This is a genomic window from Streptomyces sp. NPDC005423 (assembly GCF_040606415.1).
In the GTDB taxonomy this organism is placed as follows: Bacteria; Actinomycetota; Actinomycetes; order Streptomycetales; family Streptomycetaceae; genus Streptomyces.
In genome coordinates this window covers 23,322-48,222 of the sequence record NZ_JBEXET010000030.1, presented here as the reverse complement: position 1 = coordinate 48,222, position 24,901 = coordinate 23,322, and the positions used below count along the sequence as shown (strand labels likewise).

Genomic DNA, 24,901 nt, shown 5'->3' with positions numbered 1-24,901 from the left:
CCGTGCGGGGGTTCTGCGCGTACCGGCGCTCAGGCCGCCCTGACCACCTGTGTGATCCCGTTGATGATCTGCTGCACGGCGATCGCGGAGAGCATCATGCCCGCGAGCCGCGTCACCAGCACGACCCCGCCGTCCTTGATGAGCCGGATGATCAGCAGCGAGTACCGCATGACCAGCCACAGCACGACGTGTATCGCGAGGATCGCCGACCAGACCGACACCTGGCCCACGACGCTGTCGGCCTTCTGCACCGCGAGGATCACGGAGACGATCGCGCCCGGCCCGGCCAGCAGCGGCATCCCCAGCGGTACGAGGGCGACGTTGACGTCCTTCGTCTGCTGGGGCTCGTCCGTCTTGCCGGTGAGCAGGTCGAGGGCGATCAGCAGGAGCAGCAGCCCGCCCGAGATCATCAGCGCCGGCACGGAGACATGCAGGTAGTCGAGGATCTGGTGTCCCAGCAGCCCGAAGACGGTGATGACGCCTCCGGCCACGCAGACGGCCTGGAACGCCATCCGCTTCTGCGTCTTCGCGGGCCGTCCGGCGGTCAGCGCGAGAAAGATCGGGGTGATCCCGGGGGGATCCATGATGACGAAAAGGGTCAGGAAGAGGGAGCCGAAGACGGCGACGTCGAACATGGGTGAGCACAGGCCTTGCTGAGGAGTGAGCGGTGAGCGGAGGAGCGGAGACGATCGTGCCCGGACGATCGTGCGGTGCCTGGATCAGGCGGCTCCGCCGGCCCCCGGCACCGGGAACGCGCCGGTCGCGCGCCGCGTGATCTCGCCGTAGACCTCGGGGTCCGTCGTGTACTCGCCGAGCAGGACGGTCTTGCGGCTGCCGTGGTAGTCGCTGGAGCCGGTGGTGAGCAGGCCGAGTTCGGCGGCCAGCCCGCGCAGTCGTACGCGGGTGCCGGCGTCGTGGTCCATGTGGTCGACCTCGATGCCGTCCAGCCCGGCCGCGGCCAGCTCGGCGATCACGGCCTCCGGGACGGTCCGGCCCCGCTTGGCGGCGCCGGGGTGGGCGAAGACGGTGACCCCGCCCGCGCCCTTGACCAGCCGGATCGCCTCGAAGGGATCGGTCTCGTGCTTGGGGACATGGGCCCGGCCGCCGTCGGCCAGCCACTTCTCGGTGAACGCGTCGTTCACGGTCGGTACGACACCCAGCTCGACCAGCGCGGTCGCGACATGCGGACGTCCGACGGAGCCGTCCCCCGCGATCCGCGCGACCTGCTCCCAGGTCACCGGCACGCCCAGTTCCTGGAGCCGGGTCACCATGGTCCGGGCCCGGGGCACCCGGTCGTCCCGCACCAGTTCGCGCTCGGCGAGCAGCGCGGGCTCCCCGGGATCGAACAGGTAGGCCAGCATGTGCATGCTGATGCCGTCGATCCGGCAGGACAGTTCGGCCCCGGTGACCAGTGCGATCCCCTCGGGCAGCGCGGCGATCGCCTCGGCGTGGCCGCGGGTGGTGTCGTGATCCGTCAGCGCGACGACGTCCAGTCCGGCGGCGGCAGCGTTCCGCACCAGTTCGGCCGGGGTGTCCGTACCGTCGGAGGCGGTGGAGTGGCAGTGCAGGTCGATACGCACGACGCGGACTCCAGAGGGTGACGGCGGACAGCGGGGGCAGCGGGACACCCAAGGATAACGGTCGCCGCGCGGCGCACCGGACGTACGGCCCCCGTCCCACCGCACCCGCCCGTCGCCCCCGGGCCTCCGGCCACGGACCGGCTTCTACAGCTCCAGCAGGCGCGGCGACAGGGCGCCGCACGGTACGAGGTCGACCTCGGCGCCCGCGTCCCGCAGATCGGTGAGGACCAGTTCGTCGTACATCAGGAGGCCCGACTGCTCCGGCCAGACGACGGCCCACAGCCACAGCCCCAGCGCCTCGCCCGCGAAGACCGCACGGTCGTCGGGCGTGCCCGAGACATGCCAGAGCGGAGTCGGGCGCCCGGCGGCGAGCAGTTTGGCGTGCGGGGGTTTCTCCACGTCGATGTACGGGCCGGGGTCGGGTCCGTCGATGCCCGCGTAGCGCGCGCCGAGTCCGACGCCGAGTTCCTCGGCGACCAGGATCAGCTCGCCCGTGCCGCCGAGCGGACCGGGGCCGGAACACACCACCGCCGTGGCACGGCCGCCGCTGCGGTCGTCGCCCGCGCAGGCCACCCCGGTGAACAGCCAGCCGACCGGCAGCGGCCAGGGCATCCACACGGGCACCTTCGTCCGGTGCACCACGACATCGAGGGCCTCGACGCTGGGCGGGATCACGGGCTGCAGCGGATGCACGGTGCCGTGGACATCGCACTGCCAGGAATCGGCGAAGAGTCCGGGGGCCCTGACCCGGCCACCGCACTTCGGGCAACTGAGTTCGCCCCTCATAGACCCCAACGGTCCTACCCCCGCTCCCCCACGTCAAGGACGATCACCCGTCCGGACGGAAGCCCGGGTCGATGGCCGGGTCGGTAGCCGGGTCGGTGACGGGGCACGGGCGGGGTCGACGGCCAGGTCGAGGACCGGATCGAGGGCCGGGGCGACGGCCAGGTCGAGGACCGGATCGAGGGCCGGGGCGACGGCCAGGTCGAGGGGCGCGCGGTGGGCGCGGTCGTACGGCGGAAGGCCGCGGCCCACGAGGGCGCGGAGCCGGAGCCGCGGCGGGCGCTCCGGGGACAGCGTCACCGACTTCGCCAACTGAGCTACGGCTTAAGGCCGTTGACGACTGTTGGTGATCTTGCTCACTCGCGCGGGCCGCGGGTCTCAGTCCAGCGGGACGGACGTGCGCGCCGGGTCCCGGAGATCCGTCCCGTTCGTCAGCCAACGCTCCTGAAGGGCCTGCGCGCCGTGCACGCGCTTCCAGGCGGCCTCGTTCGGCGTCATGGGAAGCAGCGGCAGGAACCGGACCGGGTCCAGCGGCGCGTCGAGTTCGAGATCCTCGACGAGTCCGCCCGGCTCGGCGACCAGTACCGAGGTGAACGGGGCGCCGGGCCACAGCGGTCGGCCCACGTCGAGCGAGGCGCCGGGGGTCACGATCACACCCTCGACCTGCGGGGACGCGGCCAGTACGGCGAGCGGTCTGAGCACCTTGCCGGTGTCCGCGAGGCCTCCGCGCACGGACAGGACCAGTTCGGCGCGCGGCCCCTCGACCGGATCGGCGAGCATCGCCGTGGGGTCGCTCATCGGCTGCGCGGACATGCCGAGGGTGGCGTAGCGGACGAGGTCGCCGTCCTGGAAGCGGAGCACTTCGACCCGGTCGGTGCCGAGGAAGGTGACGGCCGCGCGGGCGTCCGGTTCACCCAGCGCGGTACGCAACCGGGCCTCTACCAGAGCAAGAACATCAACCATGCGGTGAGCATAGAACTCGTCAGTACCGGGTAAAGCAGCGCCTTGACACTTGGGCCGGCTGCTAGTCTGGCCCGGTGGTTCGGGGCAGCACGCAGAAGCGTCGCGATCAAGCCCCGACGCCGATGAGACTCCCTCACGAGGGACCGGCCGGAGGAGGTGGGGCTGCAATGGACCGAAGTCGGCCTGGCAGTACCACCCGCTTTTCCGGCCGTTGATGTCGTCGCTCTGGTTCAGTCCTCCCACCGGCTGCCGCCTGTCGCACTTCACACCGTCGCGGAAGAGCACTTCGTTCAGTTTTGCCTGATCTGTCTGATCTGTCTGATCCGTTCTGCAATCAGTACCTGTATCAGTAGCGAAGCTCGCCACCGCGACGGTGCGGTGCTCCCCGCTTTGTGGACGTGCCAAACCTCCGCAGTCAGGACGTCCCCATTCCGGGCAGTTCCAGCCGTCGTCGGCGCCTTTCGTTGCTTGTCGCGAAGGAGCCACCCATGTCGATGATCCGCGACCTGCGTGCCGTGGTCCGCCCGTCCCGCCCCGCACTGCGCAAGGAGAGCGGCGCCTACGACACCACCCGCGACCCGGGCACGCCCTCCGCCGTCGTGGACTGCGCCGTGTACCGCGACGGCGCCCGCCTCGACACCGGCAAGCCGCTGACCCCGCACGAGGCGATGCGCCTGGTCCGCCGCGACGGGGGGTTCGTGTGGATCGGACTGCACGAGCCGACCGAGGCCGAATTCGCTGGTATCGCCGGGGAGTTCGGGCTGCACCCGCTGGCCGTCGAGGACGCCGTCCAGGCCCACCAGCGCCCCAAGCTGGAGCGCTACGACGACTCCCTCTTCACCGTCTTCAAGACCATCCACTACGTCGAGCACGACCAGCTCACCGCCAACAGCGAGGTGGTCGAGACCGGCGAGGTCATGTGCTTCACCGGCCGGGACTTCTTCATCACCGTCCGGCACGGCGGCCAGGGCTCGCTGCGGGCGCTCCGCCACCGCCTCCAGGACGACCCCGAGCTGCTCGCCAAGGGCCCCTCGGCGGTGCTGCACGCGATCGCCGACCATGTCGTCGACGGCTATGTCGCGGTGGCCGACGCCGTACAGGACGACATCGACGAGGTGGAGACCGAGGTCTTCTCGCCCGGCCGCAAAGGCGGGGTCTCACGCGGTGTCGACTCGGCGCGGATCTACCAACTCAAGCGCGAGGTACTGGAGTTCAAGCGCGCGGTGTCGCCCCTGCTGCGGCCCATGCAGCTGCTGAGCGAGCGGCCGATGCGGCTGGTGGACCCGGACATCCAGAAGTACTTCCGGGACGTCGCCGACCACCTCGCCCGCGTCCATGAGCAGGTCATCGGCTTCGACGAGCTGCTCAACTCGATCCTCCAGGCCAACCTGGCGCAGGCGTCCGTCGCCCAGAACGAGGACATGCGGAAGATCACCGCGTGGGCCGCGATCATCGCCGTACCGACGATGGTGACCGGCGTCTACGGCATGAACTTCGAGCACATGCCGGAACTGCACGCGAAGTACGGCTACCCGATGGTGCTCACCTTCACCGTGGGCGTCTGCCTGGTCATCCACCGCACGCTCAAGCGCAACGGCTGGCTCTGAGGGCTCCGGTACCGGCCTCGATAGGCTGCGGCCATGACATCTGAGCTGCTCGACCGGGCCCTCGTCGAGGAGGCCACCAAGAAGTCCGGCCTCGTCTGGGTCGGCGGCCCCGGTGGTCCGGTCCGCGCGCTGTGGCACGTCTGGCACGAGGGTGCGGCCTGTCTGGTCGGCGACGGACCGGGCGAGCAGCCGCTGCCCGGCCTGGCCGACGGGTCCGTCGCCGAGGTGACGGTCCGCAGCAAGGACAAGGGCGGCCGGCTGGTCTCGTGGACGGCGGACGTCGTACAGCTGGCGCCCGGGTCGGAGGCGTGGGAGGCGACGGTCGCGGAGCTGAAGGGCAAGCGGCTCAACGCCCCCGACGGGGAGGCGATGCCGGAGCGCTGGGCGCGTGAGTGCCGGGTCCTCCGCCTGGAGCCCACGGGAGCGCGGACGGCCCTGCCGGACGGTTCCCTGGCGCAGCCGCCGCTGCTCACCACGGCCACGACGCGCGAGCCGCCCCCGCCCGGCCTGCCCCACCTGCTCCGCAGGGGTCGTAGGGACCGCAAGGGCCGCAAGGACCGCAAGAGCCTTTAGCGGGACGGCGGTTGGCGGGTCTCGGCATCCGCCGCGGCGTCCGGCGCCGACCGTTCCGCGGGCGTGAGGACTCAAGGGGCTTGTGCAGAAAGGCCGTTGGGGCGACCGCGGGGAAGTCGCTGCCGCGCAGGCCGCCCGGTGACCCAATCCCCCCTAGGACGACGGCAGTTGTCTGCCGTAGTCGACCGTGTCGCCCGGTGCCGGGCGGGTGAGGTCGAAGTTCTCGCCCCACGCCGTGAAGGTCAGGGTGCCCGCGCCGCCGGCCCGTACCAGCCGTAGCGGATAGGGCGTGCCCTCCAGGGAGACGTCGAGGGTGCCGCCGGAGCCCTTGTCGCCGCTGATGCGGATCGTGCGGACCCCGCTCTGTTCGTGGTGCCCGGCGGTGGCCAGCGTGCCGTGCAGGGTCAGCAGGCCGTCGAGCAGCACGTCCTTGTCGGTGAAGCCGCTGAACCGCTTGTACGCGGGATCCTCCTGCGGCACCCGCACGTACTTGCCGTCGAGCTTCCCCGCGGCGGCCGAGCCGCCGTCCTTGGCGTCGCCGCCGTCCGCCTGGCTCCAGAAGCCCGCGTCCGCCTTCAGGTAGAGCTGCTCGCCCACCCGCAGCAGCCCGAAGGTCGCCCCCTTGGAGGTGACCGAGCCGGTGCCGCCGTCGGACTTCAGCCGCATGTCCAGCGTGTAGGTCCGGCCGCTGGTGACGACGGTTCCGGACAGCCGTACCGCGTCGGCGGAGTCGGCCGCCGTACGCGACCGGGACTCGATCTTCGCCGGCGCCAGCTTCCCGACCCCGTTGGTTCCCGCGTCGGGATCCTCGTCACAGCCCGTCAGCGCCGTGCCCGTCACGAGCAGGGCGCACACCGCGCCCACCAGCGCGGCCCTACGGGTTCGACGGCCCTGGGGAATCGCAGACACAGACCGAGCCGCCTTTCGTAGGGGAGGCGATGGCGTACGGCAGCGTACCGGGACGGCCGGAGCCGGCCGGAGCCAGTACGTCCCACCCCCCACCAGCGCGGATCCGATCGGGACGGGCTAGCCTGAAGCCCACTTGAGCGGGCAATTGGGACCCGCGGGAACTAAGGAGGCGCGGGCATGGCAGCGGGCGCCCCCCGGATCTTCGTCTCGCATCTCTCGGGTGTCGCCGTCTTCGACCCCAACGGCGACCAGGTGGGCCGGGTGCGCGATCTGGTCGTCGTGCTGCGGGTCGCGCGCCGCCCCCCGGTGCTGCTCGGCCTCGTCGTCGAACTCTCCACCCGGCGCCGCATCTTCCTGCCCATGACCCGGGTCACCGGAATCCAGTCCGGCCAGGTCATCACCACCGGTGTGCTCAACGTCCGCCGCTTCGAGCAGCGGCCCACCGAACGCCTCGTCTTCGGGGAGCTGCTGGACCGCCGCGTCACCCTCGTCGAGACCGGCGAGGAGGTCACCGTCCTCGATCTGGCGGTACGCCAGCTGCCGGCCCGCCGGGACTGGGAGATCGACCGGATCTTCGTCCGCAAGGCCAGGAGCGGAGCCTTCAGAAGGGCCAAGGGCGAGACGCTGACCGTGGACTGGTCCGCCGTCACCGGCTTCTCGCTGGAGGAGCACGGACAGGGCGCGGAGAGCCTCCTGGCCACCTTCGAGCAGCTGCGCCCCGCCGACCTCGCCAACGTCCTGCACCACCTCTCCCCCAAGCGGCGCGCCGAGGTGGCCGCCGCCCTCGACGACGACCGGCTCGCCGACGTCCTCGAAGAGCTCCCCGAGGACGACCAGATCGAGATCCTCGGCAAGCTGAAGATGGAGCGCGCGGCGGACGTCCTGGAGGCGATGGACCCCGACGACGCGGCCGACCTGCTCGCCGAACTCGGCCCGGACGACCAGGAGCGGCTGCTGAGCCTGATGGAACCCGCCGACGCGGCCGGCATGCGGCGCCTGCTGGCCTACGAGGACCGCACCGCCGGCGGTCTCATGACCACCGAGCCGATCGTGCTGCGGCCCGACGCGACCGTCGCCGACGCGCTCGCCCGGGTCCGCAACGCCGACCTCTCCCCCGCCCTCGCCGCCCAGGTCTACGTCTGCCGGCCGCCCGAGGAGACCCCGACCGGCAAGTACCTCGGCACGGTCCACTTCCAGCGGCTGCTGCGCGACCCGCCGTACACCCTGGTCAGTTCGGTCCTCGACAACGACCTGCAGAGCCTCGGCCCGGACGCGCCGCTGCCCGTCGTCGCCGGGTTCTTCGCGACGTACGACATGGTCGCGGCGCCCGTCGTGGACGACTCCGGGGCGCTGCTCGGCGCGGTCACCGTGGACGACGTACTCGACCACCTGCTGCCCGAGGACTGGCGCGAGACGGAGTTCCACCTGGACGAGGAGCCGGGCGAGGGGGTGGCGACCGATGGCGCCTGAGCGGGAGGCGGGACGGGAGAGCGGGCGGGACCGCTCGATGGCGGGGGCGACCGCCGCGGGCCGGCCCCGGGCCCGGCTGGACCAGCCTCGGCCGCCCCGGCGGCGGCTGGTGCCCGAGTGGGACCCGGAGGCCTTCGGGCGGCTGTCGGAGCGGATCGCGCGGTTCCTGGGGACCGGGCGGTTCATCGTCTGGATGACGATCGTCATCATCGTCTGGGTGCTGTGGAACATCTTCGCGCCCAGCGCCCTGCGCTTCGACAACTACCCGTTCATCTTCCTGACCCTGATGCTGTCCCTCCAGGCGTCCTACGCGGCCCCGTTGATCCTGCTCGCGCAGAACCGGCAGGACGACCGCGACCGGGTCAACCTGGAACAGGACCGCAAGCAGAACGAGCGCTCCATCGCGGACACCGAGTACCTGACCCGGGAGATCGCCGCCCTGCGCATCGGCCTCGGCGAGGTGGCGACCCGGGACTGGATCCGCTCGGAGCTCCAGGACCTGGCGAAGGAACTGGACGAGCGGCTCGACGGGCACGCCCCGGCCCCGGCCGGTCCGGCCGGGCCGGTCGGTCCGGAACGTCCGGCGTTCCCGGCATTCCCGGCGGAACGGTCGCCGGGGCGTGACGCAGACGACCGCTGACAGACTTACCGGCGGCCCTGTGCGGCGCCGTACCATCGACCCCATGGCTACGGAAGACGCGGTGCGTGAAGCGCTGTCGACGGTGAACGACCCCGAGATCAACCGCCCCCTCACCGAACTGGGGATGGTCAAATCGGTGGAGATCGGCGCGGACGGAGCGGTCGCGGTCACCGTGTACCTGACGGTCTCCGGCTGCCCCATGAGGGAGACGATCACGCAGCGGGTGACGGACGCGGTCGCCCGCGTGGAGGGCGTCACCGGTGTCGAGGTTACCCTCGACGTGATGAGCGACGAGCAGCGCAAGGAGCTGGCGAGCGCGCTGCGCGGCGGCCAGACCGAGCGCGAGGTCCCCTTCGCCCAGCCCGGCTCGCTGACCCGGGTGTACGCGGTGGCCTCCGGCAAGGGCGGCGTCGGCAAGTCGTCGGTGACGGTGAACCTGGCGGCGGCCATGGCGGCCGACGGTCTGAAGGTCGGCGTCGTGGACGCCGACATCTACGGCCACAGCGTGCCACGCATGCTCGGCGCCGAGGGCCGTCCCACCCAGGTCGAGAACATGATCATGCCGCCGTCGGCGCACGGCGTGAAGGTCATCTCGATCGGCATGTTCACCCCGGGCAACGCGCCGGTGGTGTGGCGCGGTCCGATGCTCCACCGCGCGCTCCAGCAGTTCCTGGCGGACGTGTACTGGGGCGACCTGGATGTCCTCCTGCTCGACCTCCCGCCGGGCACCGGCGACATCGCGATCTCCGTGGCGCAGCTGGTGCCGAACGCGGAGATCCTGGTGGTGACGACGCCCCAGCAGGCGGCGGCGGAGGTGGCGGAGCGGGCCGGCTCCATCGCGGTGCAGACGCACCAGAAGATCGTCGGCGTGGTCGAGAACATGTCGGGCCTGCCGTGTCCGCACTGCGGCGAGATGGTCGACGTGTTCGGCACGGGCGGCGGCCAGTCGGTCGCCGACGGCCTGACCCGCACCACCGGCGCCTCGGTCCCGGTCCTCGGCTCGATCCCGATCGACGTACGCCTCCGCGAGGGCGGCGACGAGGGCAAGCCGGTCGTCCTCACCGACCCCGACTCCCCCGCGGGCGCGGCCCTGCTGGCCATCGCCGGCAAACTGGGCGGCCGCCAGCGGGGCCTGTCGGGCCTGTCGCTGGGCATCACCCCCCGGAACAAGTTCTAGGGACGTCACCCCCGTGTCGTGGAAGCCCATCCACGACACGGGTACGTCCCTGCGGCACAGCTATGTCCCTGCGGCGCGAGAACGTCCCTACGGACCCGGGAACTCGCCTACGACGACGGGGGCGCCCTCATCGTCGTCGCCCCGGCCCTCGCGCGGGGCCCGGCGCCCGCTTCCGCGCCCGCGCCGCGTTCAGGCGGCGTACGTCGTGATGTCCGTGATCACGGCGAAGCCGAGCCCGTAGGCGCTCATGCCCCTGCCGTACGCGCCCACGTGCACGCCGTCCTGCGTGGACCCGGCGAGGACCCAGCCGAACTCGGACTCGCGGTAGTGGAAGGGCGTCGGGACGCCGTCCACGGGCAGGGACAGGGTCGACCAGTCGGCGCCGGCCAGGTCGTCGGCCAGCACCCACGCCGTCTCGGTCTGCTGCTCCAGCCAGTCGTCGCGCAGGGTGTGGTCCATCTGGCCGGGCCAGGTGAAGGACAGCAGCCCCACGCCCGCGAGCCAGGCCGCCGAGGAGACCGAGGTGGCCTCCAGCAGGCCCGTGCCGTCGGCGGTGCGCCGGGCGGGGTTGCCGCCGACGGTGACCACCACGGCGAACTTCTCCTTGTCCTCCGTGCCCTCGTTGCGTACGGAGGGCTCGTCGCCGTGCCCGATGGAGCCGTGCTCGACGGCTCCGTCCGACGCCGTACCCACCTGCATCAGCCAGCGCGGCCCCGTGAACGCCTCGTCGAGGCCGTACCACGGGAAGGGCGCCCGCAGGTAACCGCCGACCGTGCGCCGGGCGGAGGGGAGCGGTCGTCCGCCCTCCGCGACCGGCGCCTGCGCGCCTACCCGACTAGTCGTCTCCATGCCCGGACGCCTCCTCGTTCTCGTCGGACCGGGGTGGCCCGCCCCCCTTCGGGCGTACTCCGCCGGTCCGCACAACAACTCGGCAGCATAGCCACCCCGCCGGGAGCAACCGGGAAACCGCCCGGCGCGTGGGTCGCGTGAGAGCCGCGTTCGGGCCGCGAGAGGTCCCAGCGCGGTATGAAACGCGTCACGTGCGGCGCGGACCGGCACCTCGGCGTGCGCCTGTCGGCGGACGGCTCAGGTGGCGTCCGCGTCGAAGGGCGGACGGTCGTCCTGGCCCGGTTCCTCGGGCTTCTTGGTCATGTCGATACGACCGCCGCCGGAGGTGCCGGAGGCCGGCGAGGGGTCGGAGTCGCGGCTGTGGACCGCGTCCGTGACCTCGGCCATCTCCTTCTTCAGGTCAAAGCCGTTGCGGATCTCCTTGAGCCCCAGCTCGTCGTTGTCCAGCTGCTTGCGCAGGAACGTCTTGGGGTTGAGGTCCTCGAAGTCGAAGTCCTTGAACTCCGGGCCCAGTTCCTCGCGGATGTCCTGCTTGGCGCTCTCCGAGAACTCGCGGATCTTCCGGATCGTCCGCATCACGTCCTGGATGACCTTCGGGAGCTTGTCCGGACCGAAGACGAGCACGGCGAGGACGATGATCGTCACCAGCTCTAGCGGTCCTATGTCATTGAACACCTGAAGCTCCTTGCGATGTCCTCGGTCCTCGGCCCTCGGTGGTCTGTGCGGTCTTCCGTGGTCCGGGCCGGGTCCACGGTACCCGGCGATCCCGCTCCACCGGTACTGTCCCGGGGCCCGGGAGTCGACGGGGGCGGCCGGTTTTCCGGATGTTTGCCTTACGGGACCGGGGGCGGCGCTCGCGCGGCTCCGGCCTGTGACGTTTCCGTCAGTGCCGTCGCCGTCCGGTCGGGCGGGGCCGCGCGCGTCAGCCGTCGGCCGAGGAGCCGAGCACGAGGGTGACCGTCCGCTCCCGGCCGTCGCGCCGCAGGATCAGCGTCAGACGGTCGCCCGGCCGGTGGGCGCGGGTCCGCACGATGAGCTCCTGGCCGGTGTGCACGGGCCGGCCGTCGGCCTCGGTGACGACGTCGCCCGCCTTGATCCCGGCCCGGTCGCCGGGGCCGCCCGGGGTGACCGGCGGCGCGGCGGCGCCGCCGTTCGTGCCGACGCGGGCACCGTCGCCGGAGTAGCCCATGTCGAGGGTGACCCCGATGACGGGGTGGGCGGCCCGGCCGGTGTTGATCAGCTCCTCGGCGACCCGCTTGGCCTGGTTGACGGGTATGGCGAAACCGAGCCCTATGGAGCCCGCTCGACCGTCCCCCGGGCTGCCGCCGCTGCCGCCGTCGGCGGACCGGATGGCCGAGTTGACGCCGACGAGCCGGCCCCGGGCGTCGAGGAGCGGGCCGCCGGAGTTGCCGGGGTTGATGGGCGCGTCGGTCTGCAACGCGTCGACGTACGACACCTCGCCCCCGCCGCTCCGCCCGCCGCCGGTGGTGACGGGCCGCTCCTTCGCGCTGATGATCCCGGCGGTGACGGTGTTGTCGAGGTCGAACGGGGCGCCGATGGCGACGACCGGGTCGCCCACCCGGACGTTGTCGGAGTTGCCGAGCGGCATGGGCCGCAGTCCCCGTACGCCGCTCACCTTCACCACGGCGAGGTCGTACCCGGTGTCGTGCCCCACGACGGCGCCATCGACGGTCCGGCCGCCGCTGAAGCGCACGGAGATCCTGCCGTTTGGACCGGCGGGCTCCACGACGTGCTCGTTGGTCAGGATGTGGCCCCGCGCGTCGAGCACGATCCCGGTGCCGGTCCCCGACTCGTCCGCCCCGCTCACATGGAGCGTCACCACGCTGGGCAGCGCCCGCGCGGCGATCCCGGCGATGCTGTCCGGAGCCCGGCCGTCGGCCTCCCTCCCCGCCTGCGGCAGCACGACGTCGGCCGGGCGGCCACTCCGCTCCACGAGGGCCCCTACGAGCCCTCCCACGCCCCCGCAGACGACCGCGACGGCGAGGGCCGCCCCGACGAGCCTCCGCCCCGCCCAGGCACGACGCCGCCCCGCGCCGCCCTCGAAGCCGCCCGCCCGCTGGTTCGCCCCGGCGAACGGGGTCCCGGACCAGGGGTCGTAGCGGTGCCAGGGAGGTGGGGAGGTGGGTGTGGCGGGGGTTCCGGGGGTGGTGGGGGTCGGTTCCTGGGCTGGGGTGGCGGCGAGCGGCGGCGGGGTGGGGGCTTCTGGGGGCGCGGAGGGGGCCGTCGGTGCCGGTTCGTGCGTCGGTTCGTGCGTCGGCCGAGTCGCTGGGTGCTGGACCGGCGGGGCGGACGCCCAGGGGCCCGGGTGGCCGTACGGCGGGGTGCTGTACGGATCGGGATCGTGCAGGGGCTCGGCGGCCGGCGAGGGGTGAGGGGGGTCGGCGGCCGGGGGCGTGTTTGTCTCCGCGGACGCGGACACGGTGGCAGACGTAGGCGCAGGCGTAGGCGCAGACGTAAGCGAGGCGGCGGTATCGGAAGCGGGAGCGGGACCCTGAGTGACATCGGGAGCGGGGCGATCCAGCTCGTAGTCTCCGTCGTCGTGGCTCAACTGCCGTGTTGGCGCGGGCAGTTCGAAGTCCCCTGCGTCACCACTCGCCGGGTCGTCGATGGCCTCGCCCCCTGCGCCCCGCGCCGCGGGTGGTGGCAGACGGAAGTCTCCGCCGGCGCGGCCGTCGTCGTCCCCGGTTCCGTTTCCGTCGGTGTCTCCGGCGACGACGACCGGGACCCGCTTCTCGCCCGGAGGCACCTCGGCCGACGGGGAACGCCCCCGGTTCCACCACTTCGGTCCCGCCTCGGGCGTCCCCTCGTTCATGTTCTCCCCACGCCTGGCCGCCGCACGGCCCCTCGCACCCCGTACTCCGCGCCCGGACGTCCGTCACGGGCGCGCCCTACGGGATTCAACCAGAGCGCGGTCAGCGGGCCCGGCCGGTCGGGGCGGAAGGGCTGGGCGTGGCGGAGGAGGTCGCGACGGGGGCGGTTGCCGTGAGGCGGCCGGGGGCCATGACCTCGGGGGCCGCGGACCACGACGTGAGGGCGACCGGCGGGGTCGCGGTGAGCGGGCGTATCAGTGGGGACATGGCGACCGCGCCGGCCACCACCGGGGTGGTCAGGGTGTGCATGACCTCGTCGACCGGGCCGGTGGACGGAGACGGCAGACCGGGCAGCAGCGGTGCGGAGACCGAGGTCGGCACCTCGGGCGTGCCGCCCGGCATCGATCGCCGGCTCCGGCCCTGCGCGAGCAGGGGGCCGGTTCCGCGACGGCGCAGTGACTCGGGGGTTGTGGCGGCTCCCGAGCCCTGTGTACCGGCCGGGGTCACGTTGCCGGAGGCGCCCCGCGCGTCCGGCGCCGCACCGGTCGGCACGTTGGCGGTGACCCCGCCCAGCGCGATCGCGGCCAGCGACACCGCGCCGACGGCGACGAACGCGAACCGCATGCCGCGCGAGGCGGACCGGTCGGGGTCATGGCGGCCGACGTCGTGGATACGGAAGCCGCCGCGGTCGGCCGACGGACGCAGGGCCGCCGCCGGGGAGTGCGGGGCGGCCGGCGCGTACCCGAACGCGAAGGGCTCGCCGCGCCGCATCCCGAAGAGGCCCGGTTCGCCCCGGCCGGGGAGGGGCGTGGCGAAGGCCCTGCCGTCCGGCGAACCGCCGTCGTTGCCGTCGCCGCCCCCGGGAAGGCCCTGGAGGCGGGCGAGGAAGCTCTCGGAGGGGGGTGGGGGGGCGACTTCTGCGAACACGTTCTTCAGTCGGCGCTGGGCGTCGGCCTCGGCCTTGCACTTGGCGCACGTCGCCAGGTGCGCGAGGACCCGCTCACGCGACTCATGACCGAGCTCTCCGTCCACCAGGGCGGAAAGTCGGTCTCCCAGGTGCTGCTCAGCAGGGGTAGGACGTGATCCACTCACGCGGTCGCGCCCCCTCCTCCCAGCGCCGGCACCCGGGCCACGAAGGACCGGCGCTCGGCCCTGGCCTCGGGTGAACGGTGCGCAAGGGCCTTGCGGAGCTGGGAGCGCCCGCGGTGGATCCGGGAGCGGACGGTACCGAGCTTGACGCCGAGCGTCGCGGCGATCTCCTCGTAGGAGAGGCCCTCGATGTCGCAGAGGACGACCGCGGCGCGGAACTCGGGGGCGAGGGTGTCGAGCGCCTGCTGGACGTCGGCGTCGAAGTGCGCGTCGTTGAAGATCTGCTGCGGTGACGGCTCGCGGCTGGGCAGGCGCTCGGCCGCGTCCTCGCCGAGGGCGTCGAAGCGGATGCGCTGCTTGCGGCGGACCATGTCCAGGAAGAGGTTGGTGGTGATGCGGTGCAGCCAGCCCTCGAACGTGCCGGGGGTGTAGGTCGACAGCGAGCGGAAGACGCGGACGAAGACCTCCTGGGTGAGGTCCTCGGCGTCGTGCTGGTTGCCCGTCAGACGGTAGGCCAGGCGGTAGACGCGGCCGCTGTGTGTGCTGACGATCTCCTCCCACGTGGGCGGAGTCCACGCCTGCCCGTCCGCGTCGGTGGAGAAGGTCGCGGTCTGGGCGAGGTCAGCGGCGTGGCTGTGGTCAGCAGCGGTGTGGTTCACGGATTTCGGCCTGCCCGACGATCCGAGAAAGCGCCGCAGCACTCCTCCCCGATCCACGGAGACAGCCGCACCTCCCCTGTCGGCTCTGGTGGTGTCCAGTGGAGCCCCTACCATAGCCACCTCGCCCGTTAGCTCCGGATAAGCGGTTTTACGCAAATTTGATACATGCCGAAACCGCACACGCGGTCGCGCGGGCCGGTGTTCAAGCCCCTGGTCGGTGCGCTGATCCACTCGCATCCCCCGCTCTTCCCTCCGGGCGCGTCCCCGTCGCTTTCATCTCCCTTCTTAACGCCCGGTCCCATCTGCGGGTTCCCGGCGGCAACGGATACAGTCACGCCCAGGCAACCACGGGGACAGGAGAGGGTCATTACCGGCAACCGGCAGACCAGCTGGGCGTTCGCCGACGCCTACGTCGCCGAGGACGCCGCGCTGCGCTGGGCCCGGGACCGGGCCCGCGAGGCGGGGCTGCGCTCGGTGTCGCCCGGCACGGGCGCCGCGCTGGGGATGCTCGCCGCCACCGTGGACGCGAAGGCGGTCGCGGAGATCGGCACGGGGACGGGCGTGTCCGGGATCCATCTCATGTACGGCATGCGGCCGGACGGGGTGCTGACCACAGTCGACCCGGAGCCGGAGCACCAGCAGTTCGCGCGGCAGGCGTTCCGCGCCTGTGGCTTCGCCAGCAACCGGGCGCGCTTCATCCCGGGCCGGGCCCTGGACGTGCTGCCCAGGCTCGCGGACGCCGGTTACGACCTGGTGTTCTGCGACGGCGATCGGCTGGAGTTCCTGGACTATCTCGCTGAATCGTTGCGCCTGCTGCGCCCCGGTGGCCTCGTGGTCTTCGAGGGCGTCTTCGCCAACGGCCGTACCGTGGACTCGGGTCCGCAGCCCACGGAGGTCCTGCGGCTGCGCGAACTGCTGCGCGCGGTGCGCGAGAGCCCGGAGCTGGTGCCGTCGCTGCTGCCGGTGGGCGACGGGCTGCTCTGCGCGGTCAAACGGTAGCGGACGGAGCCCGCGGAACGGACGTCGGGCCCGGGCCGTAGGGGACCAGAGGACCGGGAAAGCAGCGGCCCCGGCACCGTGTGGGATGCCGGGGCAGCTGAAGGGGTATGGTCGCGTTCCGCGTCAGCCGACGACCTTCTTGAGGGCGTCGCCCAGCGCGCCGGCCTCGTCAGGGGTCAGCTCGACGACGAGCCGCCCGCCGCCTTCGAGCGGAACGCGCATGACGATGCCCCGCCCCTCCTTGGTCACCTCGAGCGGGCCATCGCCCGTCCGCGGCTTCATGGCCGCCATGCTCGTTCCCCTTCCTGAAACCAGCTCATCGTTGCCGACGGCCCCATGGAGGGCACGCACGGCCCCGGAATGGGACGCGCGTCACCGGCATCGAACACATTGCTTCCAGGCCATTATCCCGCATCGCAGGACCCGATGACCAACATCGGTCGGCATCGCTTGGGCAACGCGCGCGAGCAAAACCACTCAATTCGGCGATGTGGCTGCGATACTCCGCCGCCGCGCCGATCTCCGCCGGGCCGATCCGGAGGTGAATTCTTTGACGCAGGTCACACGTCCGTCCCGGTGCGCGGACGGTGATCTCCGCCATGCTGTCCTACAGACGTAGGACGTACCGGCGGGTACGCCGCAGCCGCGACACCGGAGGGATACGCCATGGCCGACACCGTGCTCTACGAGGTGAGCGACGGACTGGCGACGATCGTGCTGAACCGCCCGGAGGCGATGAACGCGCTGAACATCGCCACCAAGGTCGCCCTCCGGGAGGCGGTCGAGGCCGCGGCGGCCGACGACGCCGTACGGGCCGTGCTGCTGACCGCGGCCGGGGAGCGCGCCTTCTGCGTGGGGCAGGACCTCAAGGAGCACATCGGGCTGCTGGCAGGCGACCGGGAGACCGGGGCGGGGCAGACGATGAGCACCGTGAAGGAGCACTACAACCCCGTTGTCAGGGCGCTGACTTCGATGGCGAAGCCCGTGGTGGCGGGGGTGAACGGGGTGGCCGCCGGAGCCGGTTTCGGGTTCGCGCTCGCGGCCGACTACCGGGTCGTCGCGGACACGGCCGCCTTCAACACGTCGTTCGCGGGGGTCGCGCTGACCGCCGACTCCGGCATCTCCTGGACGCTGCCCCGGGTGGTCGGGCCCGGGCGGGCCGCGGATCTGCTGCTCTTCCCGCGCAGCATCGGCGCGCAGGACGCGTACGACCTCGGGATCGCGAACCGGGTCGTGCCCGCGGCGGAGCTGCGGGCGGAGGCGGAGAAGACGGCCCGGGCGCTGGCCGAGGGGCCGACGGTGGCCTACGCGGCGCTGAAGGAGGCCGTGGCGTACGGCTTCTCGCACTCCCTCGCCGAGACGCTGGAGAAGGAGGACGAGCTCCAGACCCGGGCGGGCGCGTCGGAGGACCACGCGATCGCCGTGCAGGCGTTCGTGAACAAGGAGAAGCCGAAGTACCTGGGCCGCTGACCCGGGCCGGCCGCCTCGTCAGGGACGGCGTGCGACACAGTCCGCGAGGTGGTCGTCGACCAGCCCGCACGCCTGCATCAGCGCGTACGCCGTCGTCGGGCCCACGAAGCGCAGCCCGCGCTTCTTCAGGGCCTTCGACAGGGCCGTCGACTCGTCGGTGACCGCCGGGACGTCCGCGAGGCTCTTGGGGGCCGGGACGGGGTCCGGGGCGTGCGACCAGATGAACTCGTCCAGTTCGCCCGGGGCCCAGCCGGCCAGCACGCGCGCGTTGGCGAGGGTGGCGTCGATCTTGGCGCGGTTGCGGATGATCCCGGCGTCGGTGAGGAGGCGTTCGCGGTCGTCGTCCGTGAAGACGGCGACCTCGGCGATCCGGAAGCCCGCGAACGCGGCGCGGAAGCCGGGGCGGCGGCGCAGGATCGTGATCCAGGAGAGCCCGGACTGGAAGGCCTCCAGGCTGAGCCGCTCGAAGAGGGCGTCGTCGCCGTGGACCGGGCGGCCCCACTCCTCGTCGTGGTAGGCCACGTACTCCTCGGTCGACAGGGCCCAGGGACAGCGCGGCGCGCCGTCCGGGCCGGCGAGGGCCGTGCCGTCGCTCACTGCCGGCCCTCTTCCGCGGACTTCTCGATCGAGACCCGGGGGGCCTGCGCACCGGCCAGCGCGGACTCCAGGTCGTCGATGCGGGCGTCGCGCTCGGCGAGTTCGGCGGCGAGCCGGCCAAGGGCGTCGTCCACGTCGGCCATGCGGTAGCCGCGGGCGGCGAGGGGGAAGCGCAGCCGCTCCACATCGGCGTAGTGCACCGGCCGGTCCGGGGGGAACGGGTCGTCGAGGCGCTCGGGCGCGGCCTCCGGCAGCGGGGCGCTCTCCCCGCCGCCCACCACGGCGAGCGTCACCGCGCCGACCACGACGGCGAGCGTGACGACCAGGAACAGGAACATGAACATCGCTGGAGTCTCCACGGGCGTCGTTGGGCCGGACGGGCCGGAGCCGAATGTGTCAGGGTCCGATCGTGCCATGCGACGCTGACAGTTAGGGTCACAGGCGGCTGAAGACCGGGACGTACGAGGAGAGGTCACAGGGGATGCTCAGGTTGGGCGGGCGGGAATTCGGCACCCACGAGCCGGTGGTCATGGCGATCGTGAACCGGACCCCGGACTCCTTCTACGACCAGGGGGCGACCTTCCGTGACGAGCCCGCCCTCGCGCGCGTGGAGCAGGCGGTGGCGGAGGGGGCCGCGATCATCGACATCGGCGGGGTCAAGGCGGGCCCCGGCGAGGAGGTGACCGCCGAGGAGGAGGCGCGGCGCACGGTCGGTTTCGTGGCCGAGGTGCGGCGCCGCTTCCCGGAGGTGGTGATCAGCGTGGACACCTGGCGGCACGAGGTGGGCGAGGCGGTCTGCGAGGCGGGCGCGGATCTCCTGAACGACGCGTGGGGCGGGGTGGACCCCCGGCTCGCGGAGGTCGCCGCGCGCCACCGGGTGGGCCTGGTGTGCACGCACGCGGGCGGCGCCGAGCCGCGCACCCGCCCGCACCGGGTGACGTACGACGACGTCATGGCCGACATCCTGGGCGTGACGCTGGGGCTGGCGGAGCGGGCGGTGGAGCTGGGGGTGCCGAGGGAGTCGGTGCTGATCGACCCGGGGCACGACTTCGGGAAGAACACCCGGCACAGCCTGGAGGCGACCCGGCGGCTCGGCGAGATGGTCGCCACCGGGTGGCCGGTCCTCGTCTCGCTCTCCAACAAGGACTTCGTGGGCGAGACCCTGGACAGGCCGGTGAAGGAGCGGGTGGTCGGCACGCTGGCGACGACGGCGGTCTCGGCGTGGCTGGGGGCGCGGGTGTACCGGGTGCACGAGGTCGCGGAGACCCGTCAGGTGCTGGACATGGTGGCGTCGATCGCGGGCCACCGGCCCCCGGCGGTGGCCCGTCGGGGGCTCGCGTAGCGGTCGGACGGCCCTACCGGGTCACCGGCCCGCTTCCTTCGACACCAGGGCGACCGCCTCGTCCACGTCGTCCGTGACGTGGAAGAGCAGCAGGTCCTTCTCCGACGCCTTGCCCTCGGCGATCAGGGTGCCGGTCAGCCAGTCGACCAGGCCGCCCCAGTAGGCGCTGCCGAAGAGGACGATCGGGAAGCGGGTGACCTTCTGGGTCTGCACCAGGGTCAGCGCCTCGAACAGCTCGTCCAGGGTGCCCAGTCCGCCGGGCAGCACCACGAAGCCCTGCGCGTACTTCACGAACATCATCTTCCGGACGAAGAAGTAACGGAAGTTCAGGCCGATGTCGACGTACTGGTTCAGCCCCTGTTCGAAGGGCAGCTCGATGCCCAGGCCGACCGAGACGCCCTTCGCCTCGCAGGCGCCCTTGTTGGCCGCCTCCATGGCGCCGGGGCCGCCGCCCGTGATCACGGCCCAGCCGGACTCGACGAGCGTGCGGCCGAGCCGTACGCCCGCCTCGTACTCCGGCGAGCCCGGCTTGGTCCTGGCCGAGCCGAACACGCTGATGGCGGGCGGGAGTTCGGCCAGGGTGCCGAAGCCCTCGATGAACTCCGACTGGATCCGCAGGACGCGCCAGGGGTCGGTGTGGACCCAGTCCGAGGGGCCGCCCGCGTCCAGCAGCCGTTGGTCGGTGGTGCTCGCGGTCACCTGGCCGCGCCGCCGGAGGACCGGTCCCAGGCGCTGCTCCTCCGGTGGCTGCTTCTTGCCCTCGGGGTTGCCTGTAGCCATGTGCGCTCCCTCCGCTCGCAGGTGTTTCCGACTCAGCGTAGATCTACGGGGGTTACGGAGGGGGGACATACGGATGTCAGGCGGTGAGCCACTCCCGCAGCCGCCGCTCGGCCTCGGGGACGCGGGCCGCCTCGACGCGCTCGTCGGCCTTGTGGGCGAGGAGTTGCGCGCCGGGGCCGTAGTTCACCGCGGGGACCCCGAGGGCGCTGAAGCGGGCCACGTCGGTCCAGCCGAACTTGGGGCGGGCCTCGCCGCCGACGGCCACCATGAAGGCCGCCGCGGCCGGGTGGGTCAGGCCGGGGCGGGCCCCTCCGGTGTGGTCGTCGACGACGAACTCGGCGACCCCGCAGTCGGCGAAGTACTCGCGTACGAACGCCTCGGCCTCGGCCTCGCTCCGGTCGGGCGCGTAGCGGAAGTTGACGACGAGGGTGCAGGCGTCGGGGATGACGTTGGTGGCCACTCCCCCTTCGACGCGTACCGCGTTGAGGCCCTCGTGGTACTGGAGGCCGTCCACGAGGGGCGTGCGGGGCTCGTAGGCGGCGAGCTTGGCGAGGGCGCGGGCGGCCAGGTGGATGGCGTTGGTGCCCATCCAGGCGCGCGCGGAGTGCGCCCGCTCGCCGGTGAACTCGAGGAACATCCGCAGCGTGCCCTGGCAGCCGCCCTCGACCTGACCGTCCGTCGGCTCCAGCAGGACCGCGAAGTCGCCGGCCAGCCACTCGGGATGCGCCTCGGAGACGTGCTTGAGGCCGTTGAGGGGGGCGGCGACCTCCTCGTTGTCGTAGAAGACGAAGGTCAGGTCGCGGTTGGGGGACGGGACCGTGGCGGCGATGCGGAGCTGGACGGCGACGCCCGACTTCATGTCGCAGGTGCCGCAGCCCCACAGGACGCCGTGCTCGTCGAGGCGCGAGGGGAGGTTGCCGGCGACGGGGACGGTGTCGATGTGGCCCGCCAGGATCACGCGTTCGGCGCGGCCGAGGTGCGTGCGCGCGACGACGTTGTTGCCGTACCGGTCGACCGTCAGGTGCGGCAGGGCGCGCAGCGCGGTCTCGATGGCGTCCGCGAGGGGCTTCTCGGTGCCGCTCTCGGAGGGGAAGTCGACGAGGGCGGCGGTCAGTTCCGCGGCGTCCAGCGTGAGGTCAAGGGGGGTGTCGGCCATGGCGTCGACCCTAGCGCGGGGGCCGGTTCCGCTCGCTGTCCACACCCGGCTCGGGGGGGACGGCGGACTCAAGTACCTTGTACGGATGTCTGAGCCGTCCCCCCACCCCAAGAAGCGTCGACGTGGCCGCCTCTTCCGCTTCGCGGCGGCGCTCGTGGTACTGCTCGGCGTCGCGGGCTACCTCGTCGTCCAGTACGTCACCGGCGGCGGGGGCGGTCCGGGGTGCGAGGTCGTCTCGGGCCGGCCGGACGGCGGGAGCTACCGGTTCACGCCCGAACAGGCGGTGAACGCGGCGACGATCGCCGCCGTCGGCACCGGGCGCGGGATGCCCGAGCGGGCCGTGACGATCGCGCTCGCGACCGCGCTCCAGGAGTCGGGGCTGGTCAACCTCCGTACCGGGGACCGGGATTCGCTGGGCCTGTTCCAGCAGCGGCCCTCGCAGGGCTGGGGGACCGAGAAGCAGATCATGGACCCGACGTACGCGGCGGGCGTCTTCTACGAGCATCTGACGAAGGTGCCCGGATACCGGACGCTGCCGCTCACGGTCGCCGCGCAGCGCGTGCAGCGCAGCGGCTTCCCGGAGGCGTACGCGAAGCACGAACCGGACGCGGCGCTGCTGTCCGCCGCCCTCACCGGGCAGGCGGTGGCCACGCTGACCTGCCAGGGCCGCCCGGACGCCACGGTGGCCGCGCTCGGCCCGGACGCGGTACGGACCGCCCTGCTACGGGACTTCGGGCGCGAGGTGCTCCAGGAGGCGGGCGCGGAGGTCAGCGCCGGGGCCACGCCGAAGCCGGCCCCGAGTGTGCGTGTGAGCGTGAGCTCCACCGACCGGGCGCGGACGGTGACGCTGCCGGTGCGGTCCGGTTCGAGGACCGGCACGCGGACCGGCTGGCAGCTGGCGCACTGGGCGGTGGCCAATGCCTCGGCGCTGCACATCCGGCGCGTCTCCTACGCGGGCCGCGATTGGGCGGCGGGCAGCACGGACAGCGTCTGGCGGACGACCGGCGCGAAGGCCACCGGGCGGGCCGCGGCCGGGGTGCGCATCGTCACCGGGCAGTAGTACGGGTCCTCACTCGCAGGGGTCACGCGGACGAGGGGCGGGCGGCGGGGCGCACGGGTGCGCGCACTCTCCCTCCCGCCGGGCCGGATTCCTTGCGGGCAAAGGGCTGGGCGGGTGTGGTGAGGTTTCGAACCGGGCGCCCTTTGTCCGTTTTTATCCGTAGCTGATAATGCGACGCATTGCCAACTCTTTGTGCCGGCGCTCCGCAACCTTCGTGGGCTTCGCGCGGTAGTCACTGCGTCCGAGCCCGGAGATCACACAAGGAGCACCATGTCCCTCCCCCTGACCCGCCGGATCGCCCGTGTCGCCCTGCTCGTCGCAGCCGGAGCGGCAGCCGGGGTCGGTGCGGCCGGCTCCGCCGGTGCGGCCCCCTCCCTGCCGGCCACCCCGAACCTGGGCGGCCTGACCGCGCTCGACGGGCCGAGCCTCGGCGACCCCGTCGGCGGCGTCGCTCAGCACGCCACTGGACTGGCCGGCACGTCCGGCGGCAAGGCGGTCCAGCAGGCGCTGCCGGCCGCCGGCAAGTCCGGCGGCAAGGTGGCCAGGACGGCCGCCCCGGCCGCGCAGAAGGTCGCCGGCGAGACCGCCGGACGGGCCGGGGGGCTGCTCGGCTCCACCGCGAAGACGGCGACCGGGGCGACCGGCGGCGGCCTGCCGTCCGCGGGCCGGCTGCCGCTGAAGGGCCTGCCGCTCGGCTGACCACGCCCCGCAGCCGAGGGGTCCAGGGAGAGCCTCCCTGGACCCCTCCCGCCTGTCCGGCCGCGTCCTACGCCGCGCCCAGCCGCTCGGCCGCCGCGCGGACCCGCTCGTCCGTCGCCGTCAGCGCCACGCGGACGAACGAGCCGCCCGCCGTGCCGTAGAAGTCCCCGGGGGCGACCAGGATGCCGAGGTCGGCGAGGCGGGAGACGGTGTCCCAGCAGGACTCGCCGCGGGTGGCCCAGAGGTAGAGACTGGCCTCGCTGTGCTCGATGCGGAAGCCGTGCGCGAGCAACGCCTCGCGCAGGACCGTCCGGCGGGCCGCGTACCGCTCACGCTGTTCGCGGACGTGGGTGTCGTCGCCGAGCGCCGCCACCACCGCCGCCTGGGTCGGCGCCGAGGTCATCAGGCCGCCGTGCTTGCGGATCTCCAGCAGCGGGCCGAGCACCGCCGGGTCGCCGGCCAGGAAGGCCGCGCGGTAGCCCGCCAGGTTGGAGCGCTTGGAGAGGGAGTGCACGGAAACGATGCCGTCGTACGAGCCGCCGTTGACGTCCGGGTGCAGCACCGAGACCGGCTCGGCCTCCCAGCCGAGTTCGAAGTAGCACTCGTCGGAGAAGACCAGCACCCCGTGCGCGCGGGCCCAGGCCACGATCCGGGTCAGCTCGTCCTTGGGCAGCACCTGGCCGGTGGGGTTGGACGGCGAGTTGAGCCAGAGCAGTTTCAGGCCCGCCGGGTCCAGCTCGGTCGGGTCGTCGTAGACCTCGTGCTCCGCGCGGGCCAGCCGGGCGCCCACCTCGTACGTCGGGTACGCCAGCCGCGGGTGGGCCACCCGGTCGCCGGGGCCGAGGCCCAGCTGGGTGGGGAGCCAGGCGACCAGTTCCTTGGAGCCGACGACGGGCAGGACGTGGCGGTGGGTCATGCCCCGGGCGCCGAGGCGGCGCTCCGTCCAGCCGGTGAGCGCGTCCCGCAGCTCCGGCGTGCCCCAGACCGTCGGATAGCCGGGCGAGTCGGCCGCCGCGACCAGCGCTTTCTGGATCAGCTCGGGAACCGGGTCGACGGGGGTCCCGACGGAGAGGTCCACGATGCCGTCGGGGTGTGCCGCGGCCGTCTTCTTGTACGGCTCCAGCTTGTCCCAGGGGAAGGCGGGCAGGCGGTCGGAGACTGCGGACACGGGATCAGGCTCACTTTCTGGCGCGTACGGCGGCTCGTACGGCCCGTACGGACCGGTGCACGGCGAACGCCTCGGCCCCGTACGGCGATCACGGTCGAGGTGATCCGGCCGTACGGGACCGAGGCGGTGCGACGGACCGGCCGCTGCTACTGGTTCTGCGGCGGCAGCGCGGCGACGAAGGGATGGTCGCGCTCGATCAGGCCGAGCTTGCTGGCGCCGCCCGGGGAGCCGAGCTCGTCGAAGAACTCGACGTTGGCCTTGTAGTAGTCCTTCCACTCCTCGGGAGTGTCGTCCTCGTAGAAGATCGCCTCTACCGGGCAGACCGGCTCACAGGCTCCGCAGTCGACGCATTCGTCCGGGTGGATGTACAAGGACCGCTGGCCCTCGTAGATGCAGTCGACCGGGCACTCCTCGATGCACGCCTTGTCCTTGACGTCTACACAAGGCTGCGCGATGACGTAGGTCACGCTGTCGTTCCTCCTCGATAGGGCGCTGGCGGG

28 protein-coding genes are annotated in these 24,901 nt (G+C 72.5%); 10 read left to right on the top strand and 18 right to left on the bottom strand.

Annotated features, from left to right (window positions below; genetic code table 11):
* Window positions 1-29 precede the first annotated feature (29 nt).
* The 5 genes from ABZT12_RS27035 to ABZT12_RS27015 all read right to left on the bottom strand — a co-directional run bounded on the left by ABZT12_RS27035 (window position 30) and on the right by ABZT12_RS27015 (window position 3,326).
* Complete coding sequence (locus tag ABZT12_RS27035) at window positions 30-635, bottom strand: MarC family protein (RefSeq protein WP_356389260.1); 606 nt, start codon at window positions 633-635, stop codon at window positions 30-32.
* An 84-nt stretch (window positions 636-719) separates the two neighbouring features.
* The gene (locus tag ABZT12_RS27030) at window positions 720-1,580 is read right to left on the bottom strand and encodes a PHP domain-containing protein (protein ID WP_356389258.1); all 861 of its coding nucleotides are present in this window, start codon (window positions 1,578-1,580) and stop codon (window positions 720-722) included.
* 144 nt (window positions 1,581-1,724) lie between these two features.
* Entirely contained in the window at window positions 1,725-2,366 is a 642-nt protein-coding gene (locus ABZT12_RS27025) for a DUF6758 family protein (RefSeq protein ID WP_356389256.1), read from the bottom strand.
* Between the two features lie 33 nt (window positions 2,367-2,399).
* Window positions 2,400-2,663, bottom strand: a complete 264-nt coding sequence (locus tag ABZT12_RS27020) for a hypothetical protein (RefSeq protein ID WP_356389254.1) — start codon at window positions 2,661-2,663, stop codon at window positions 2,400-2,402.
* A 78-nt stretch (window positions 2,664-2,741) separates the two neighbouring features.
* On the bottom strand, window positions 2,742-3,326 hold the full coding sequence (locus ABZT12_RS27015) for a suppressor of fused domain protein (RefSeq protein ID WP_356389252.1): 585 nt from the start codon (window positions 3,324-3,326) through the stop codon (window positions 2,742-2,744).
* 488 nt (window positions 3,327-3,814) lie between these two features.
* Here ABZT12_RS27015 and ABZT12_RS27010 point away from each other — a divergent pair, with 488 nt between their 5' ends.
* Window positions 3,815-4,933: a magnesium and cobalt transport protein CorA gene (locus ABZT12_RS27010; protein ID WP_356389250.1), complete on the top strand. Its 1,119-nt coding sequence runs from the start codon at window positions 3,815-3,817 to the stop codon at window positions 4,931-4,933.
* Window positions 4,934-4,966: 33 nt separating this feature from the next.
* Window positions 4,967-5,506 (top strand): hypothetical protein, encoded by a 540-nt coding sequence (locus tag ABZT12_RS27005; RefSeq protein WP_356389248.1) that lies wholly within the window; start codon window positions 4,967-4,969, stop codon window positions 5,504-5,506.
* 153 nt (window positions 5,507-5,659) lie between these two features.
* Here the strand turns inward: ABZT12_RS27005 and ABZT12_RS27000 are convergent, their stop codons facing one another.
* Entirely contained in the window at window positions 5,660-6,415 is a 756-nt protein-coding gene (locus ABZT12_RS27000) for a hypothetical protein (RefSeq protein WP_356389246.1), read from the bottom strand.
* Window positions 6,416-6,592: 177 nt separating this feature from the next.
* Between ABZT12_RS27000 and ABZT12_RS26995 the strand changes: the two genes are divergently transcribed.
* The 3 genes from ABZT12_RS26995 to ABZT12_RS26985 are packed head-to-tail and all read left to right on the top strand — an operon-like array spanning window position 6,593 to window position 9,702.
* Window positions 6,593-7,885, top strand: coding sequence for a CBS domain-containing protein (locus ABZT12_RS26995; protein ID WP_356389244.1), 1,293 nt, complete (start codon window positions 6,593-6,595; stop codon window positions 7,883-7,885).
* Window positions 7,875-8,525: a DUF1003 domain-containing protein gene (locus ABZT12_RS26990; protein ID WP_356389241.1), complete on the top strand. Its 651-nt coding sequence runs from the start codon at window positions 7,875-7,877 to the stop codon at window positions 8,523-8,525. The genes ABZT12_RS26995 and ABZT12_RS26990 overlap by 11 nt, the downstream gene beginning before the upstream one ends.
* Window positions 8,526-8,568: 43 nt before the next feature.
* Window positions 8,569-9,702 carry an Mrp/NBP35 family ATP-binding protein gene (locus ABZT12_RS26985; RefSeq protein ID WP_356389239.1) on the top strand — a complete coding sequence of 378 codons (1,134 nt, stop codon included), beginning with the start codon at window positions 8,569-8,571 and terminating at the stop codon, window positions 9,700-9,702.
* A 189-nt stretch (window positions 9,703-9,891) separates the two neighbouring features.
* Here the strand turns inward: ABZT12_RS26985 and ABZT12_RS26980 are convergent, their stop codons facing one another.
* The 5 genes from ABZT12_RS26980 to sigE form a co-directional block, all read right to left on the bottom strand.
* Window positions 9,892-10,551 (bottom strand): hypothetical protein, encoded by a 660-nt coding sequence (locus ABZT12_RS26980; RefSeq protein WP_356389237.1) that lies wholly within the window; start codon window positions 10,549-10,551, stop codon window positions 9,892-9,894.
* Between the two features lie 237 nt (window positions 10,552-10,788).
* Complete coding sequence (locus tag ABZT12_RS26975; RefSeq protein ID WP_356389235.1) at window positions 10,789-11,226, bottom strand: sec-independent translocase; 438 nt, start codon at window positions 11,224-11,226, stop codon at window positions 10,789-10,791.
* A 247-nt stretch (window positions 11,227-11,473) separates the two neighbouring features.
* Window positions 11,474-13,384 (bottom strand): trypsin-like peptidase domain-containing protein, encoded by a 1,911-nt coding sequence (locus ABZT12_RS26970; protein WP_356389233.1) that lies wholly within the window; start codon window positions 13,382-13,384, stop codon window positions 11,474-11,476.
* A 100-nt stretch (window positions 13,385-13,484) separates the two neighbouring features.
* Complete coding sequence (locus ABZT12_RS26965; RefSeq protein ID WP_356389231.1) at window positions 13,485-14,474, bottom strand: zf-HC2 domain-containing protein; 990 nt, start codon at window positions 14,472-14,474, stop codon at window positions 13,485-13,487.
* Window positions 14,471-15,172 (bottom strand): RNA polymerase sigma factor SigE, encoded by a 702-nt coding sequence (gene sigE, locus ABZT12_RS26960; RefSeq protein ID WP_356389334.1) that lies wholly within the window; start codon window positions 15,170-15,172, stop codon window positions 14,471-14,473. The genes ABZT12_RS26965 and sigE overlap by 4 nt, the downstream gene beginning before the upstream one ends.
* 258 nt (window positions 15,173-15,430) lie before the next feature.
* Between sigE and ABZT12_RS26955 the strand changes: the two genes are divergently transcribed.
* Entirely contained in the window at window positions 15,431-16,129 is a 699-nt protein-coding gene (locus tag ABZT12_RS26955; protein WP_356389332.1) for an O-methyltransferase, read from the top strand.
* Window positions 16,130-16,252: 123 nt separating this feature from the next.
* Here ABZT12_RS26955 and ABZT12_RS26950 read toward each other — a convergent pair whose 3' ends face one another.
* Entirely contained in the window at window positions 16,253-16,420 is a 168-nt protein-coding gene (locus tag ABZT12_RS26950; protein WP_069086806.1) for a DUF3117 domain-containing protein, read from the bottom strand.
* A 375-nt stretch (window positions 16,421-16,795) separates the two neighbouring features.
* Between ABZT12_RS26950 and ABZT12_RS26945 the strand changes: the two genes are divergently transcribed.
* The gene (locus ABZT12_RS26945) at window positions 16,796-17,599 is read left to right on the top strand and encodes an enoyl-CoA hydratase-related protein (RefSeq protein WP_356389228.1); all 804 of its coding nucleotides are present in this window, start codon (window positions 16,796-16,798) and stop codon (window positions 17,597-17,599) included.
* A gap of 18 nt (window positions 17,600-17,617) precedes the next feature.
* Here ABZT12_RS26945 and ABZT12_RS26940 read toward each other — a convergent pair whose 3' ends face one another.
* Complete coding sequence (locus tag ABZT12_RS26940; RefSeq protein WP_356389226.1) at window positions 17,618-18,196, bottom strand: DNA-3-methyladenine glycosylase I; 579 nt, start codon at window positions 18,194-18,196, stop codon at window positions 17,618-17,620.
* A complete protein-coding gene (locus tag ABZT12_RS26935; RefSeq protein ID WP_356389222.1) occupies window positions 18,193-18,540 on the bottom strand; it encodes a DivIVA domain-containing protein in 348 nt (115 codons plus the stop codon). The genes ABZT12_RS26940 and ABZT12_RS26935 overlap by 4 nt, the downstream gene beginning before the upstream one ends.
* 137 nt (window positions 18,541-18,677) lie before the next feature.
* Between ABZT12_RS26935 and folP the strand changes: the two genes are divergently transcribed.
* Window positions 18,678-19,538: a dihydropteroate synthase gene (gene folP / locus ABZT12_RS26930; RefSeq protein ID WP_356389220.1), complete on the top strand. Its 861-nt coding sequence runs from the start codon at window positions 18,678-18,680 to the stop codon at window positions 19,536-19,538.
* 21 nt (window positions 19,539-19,559) lie between these two features.
* Here folP and ABZT12_RS26925 read toward each other — a convergent pair whose 3' ends face one another.
* Window positions 19,560-20,318, bottom strand: coding sequence for a TIGR00730 family Rossman fold protein (locus ABZT12_RS26925; protein ID WP_356389218.1), 759 nt, complete (start codon window positions 20,316-20,318; stop codon window positions 19,560-19,562).
* Window positions 20,319-20,394: 76 nt separating this feature from the next.
* Complete coding sequence (gene dapE / locus ABZT12_RS26920; protein ID WP_356389216.1) at window positions 20,395-21,474, bottom strand: succinyl-diaminopimelate desuccinylase; 1,080 nt, start codon at window positions 21,472-21,474, stop codon at window positions 20,395-20,397.
* 85 nt (window positions 21,475-21,559) lie between these two features.
* Here dapE and ABZT12_RS26915 point away from each other — a divergent pair, with 85 nt between their 5' ends.
* On the top strand, window positions 21,560-22,534 hold the full coding sequence (locus tag ABZT12_RS26915; protein WP_356389214.1) for a heavy metal transporter: 975 nt from the start codon (window positions 21,560-21,562) through the stop codon (window positions 22,532-22,534).
* Window positions 22,535-22,804: 270 nt separating this feature from the next.
* Complete coding sequence (locus ABZT12_RS26910; RefSeq protein WP_356389212.1) at window positions 22,805-23,233, top strand: ATP-binding protein; 429 nt, start codon at window positions 22,805-22,807, stop codon at window positions 23,231-23,233.
* A gap of 67 nt (window positions 23,234-23,300) precedes the next feature.
* Here ABZT12_RS26910 and ABZT12_RS26905 read toward each other — a convergent pair whose 3' ends face one another.
* Together ABZT12_RS26905 and fdxA are read right to left on the bottom strand one after the other, a co-directional pair.
* The gene (locus ABZT12_RS26905; RefSeq protein WP_356389210.1) at window positions 23,301-24,401 is read right to left on the bottom strand and encodes a bifunctional succinyldiaminopimelate transaminase/glutamate-prephenate aminotransferase; all 1,101 of its coding nucleotides are present in this window, start codon (window positions 24,399-24,401) and stop codon (window positions 23,301-23,303) included.
* A gap of 146 nt (window positions 24,402-24,547) precedes the next feature.
* A complete protein-coding gene (gene fdxA, locus ABZT12_RS26900) occupies window positions 24,548-24,868 on the bottom strand; it encodes a ferredoxin (protein ID WP_003973842.1) in 321 nt (106 codons plus the stop codon).
* Window positions 24,869-24,901 lie beyond the last annotated feature (33 nt).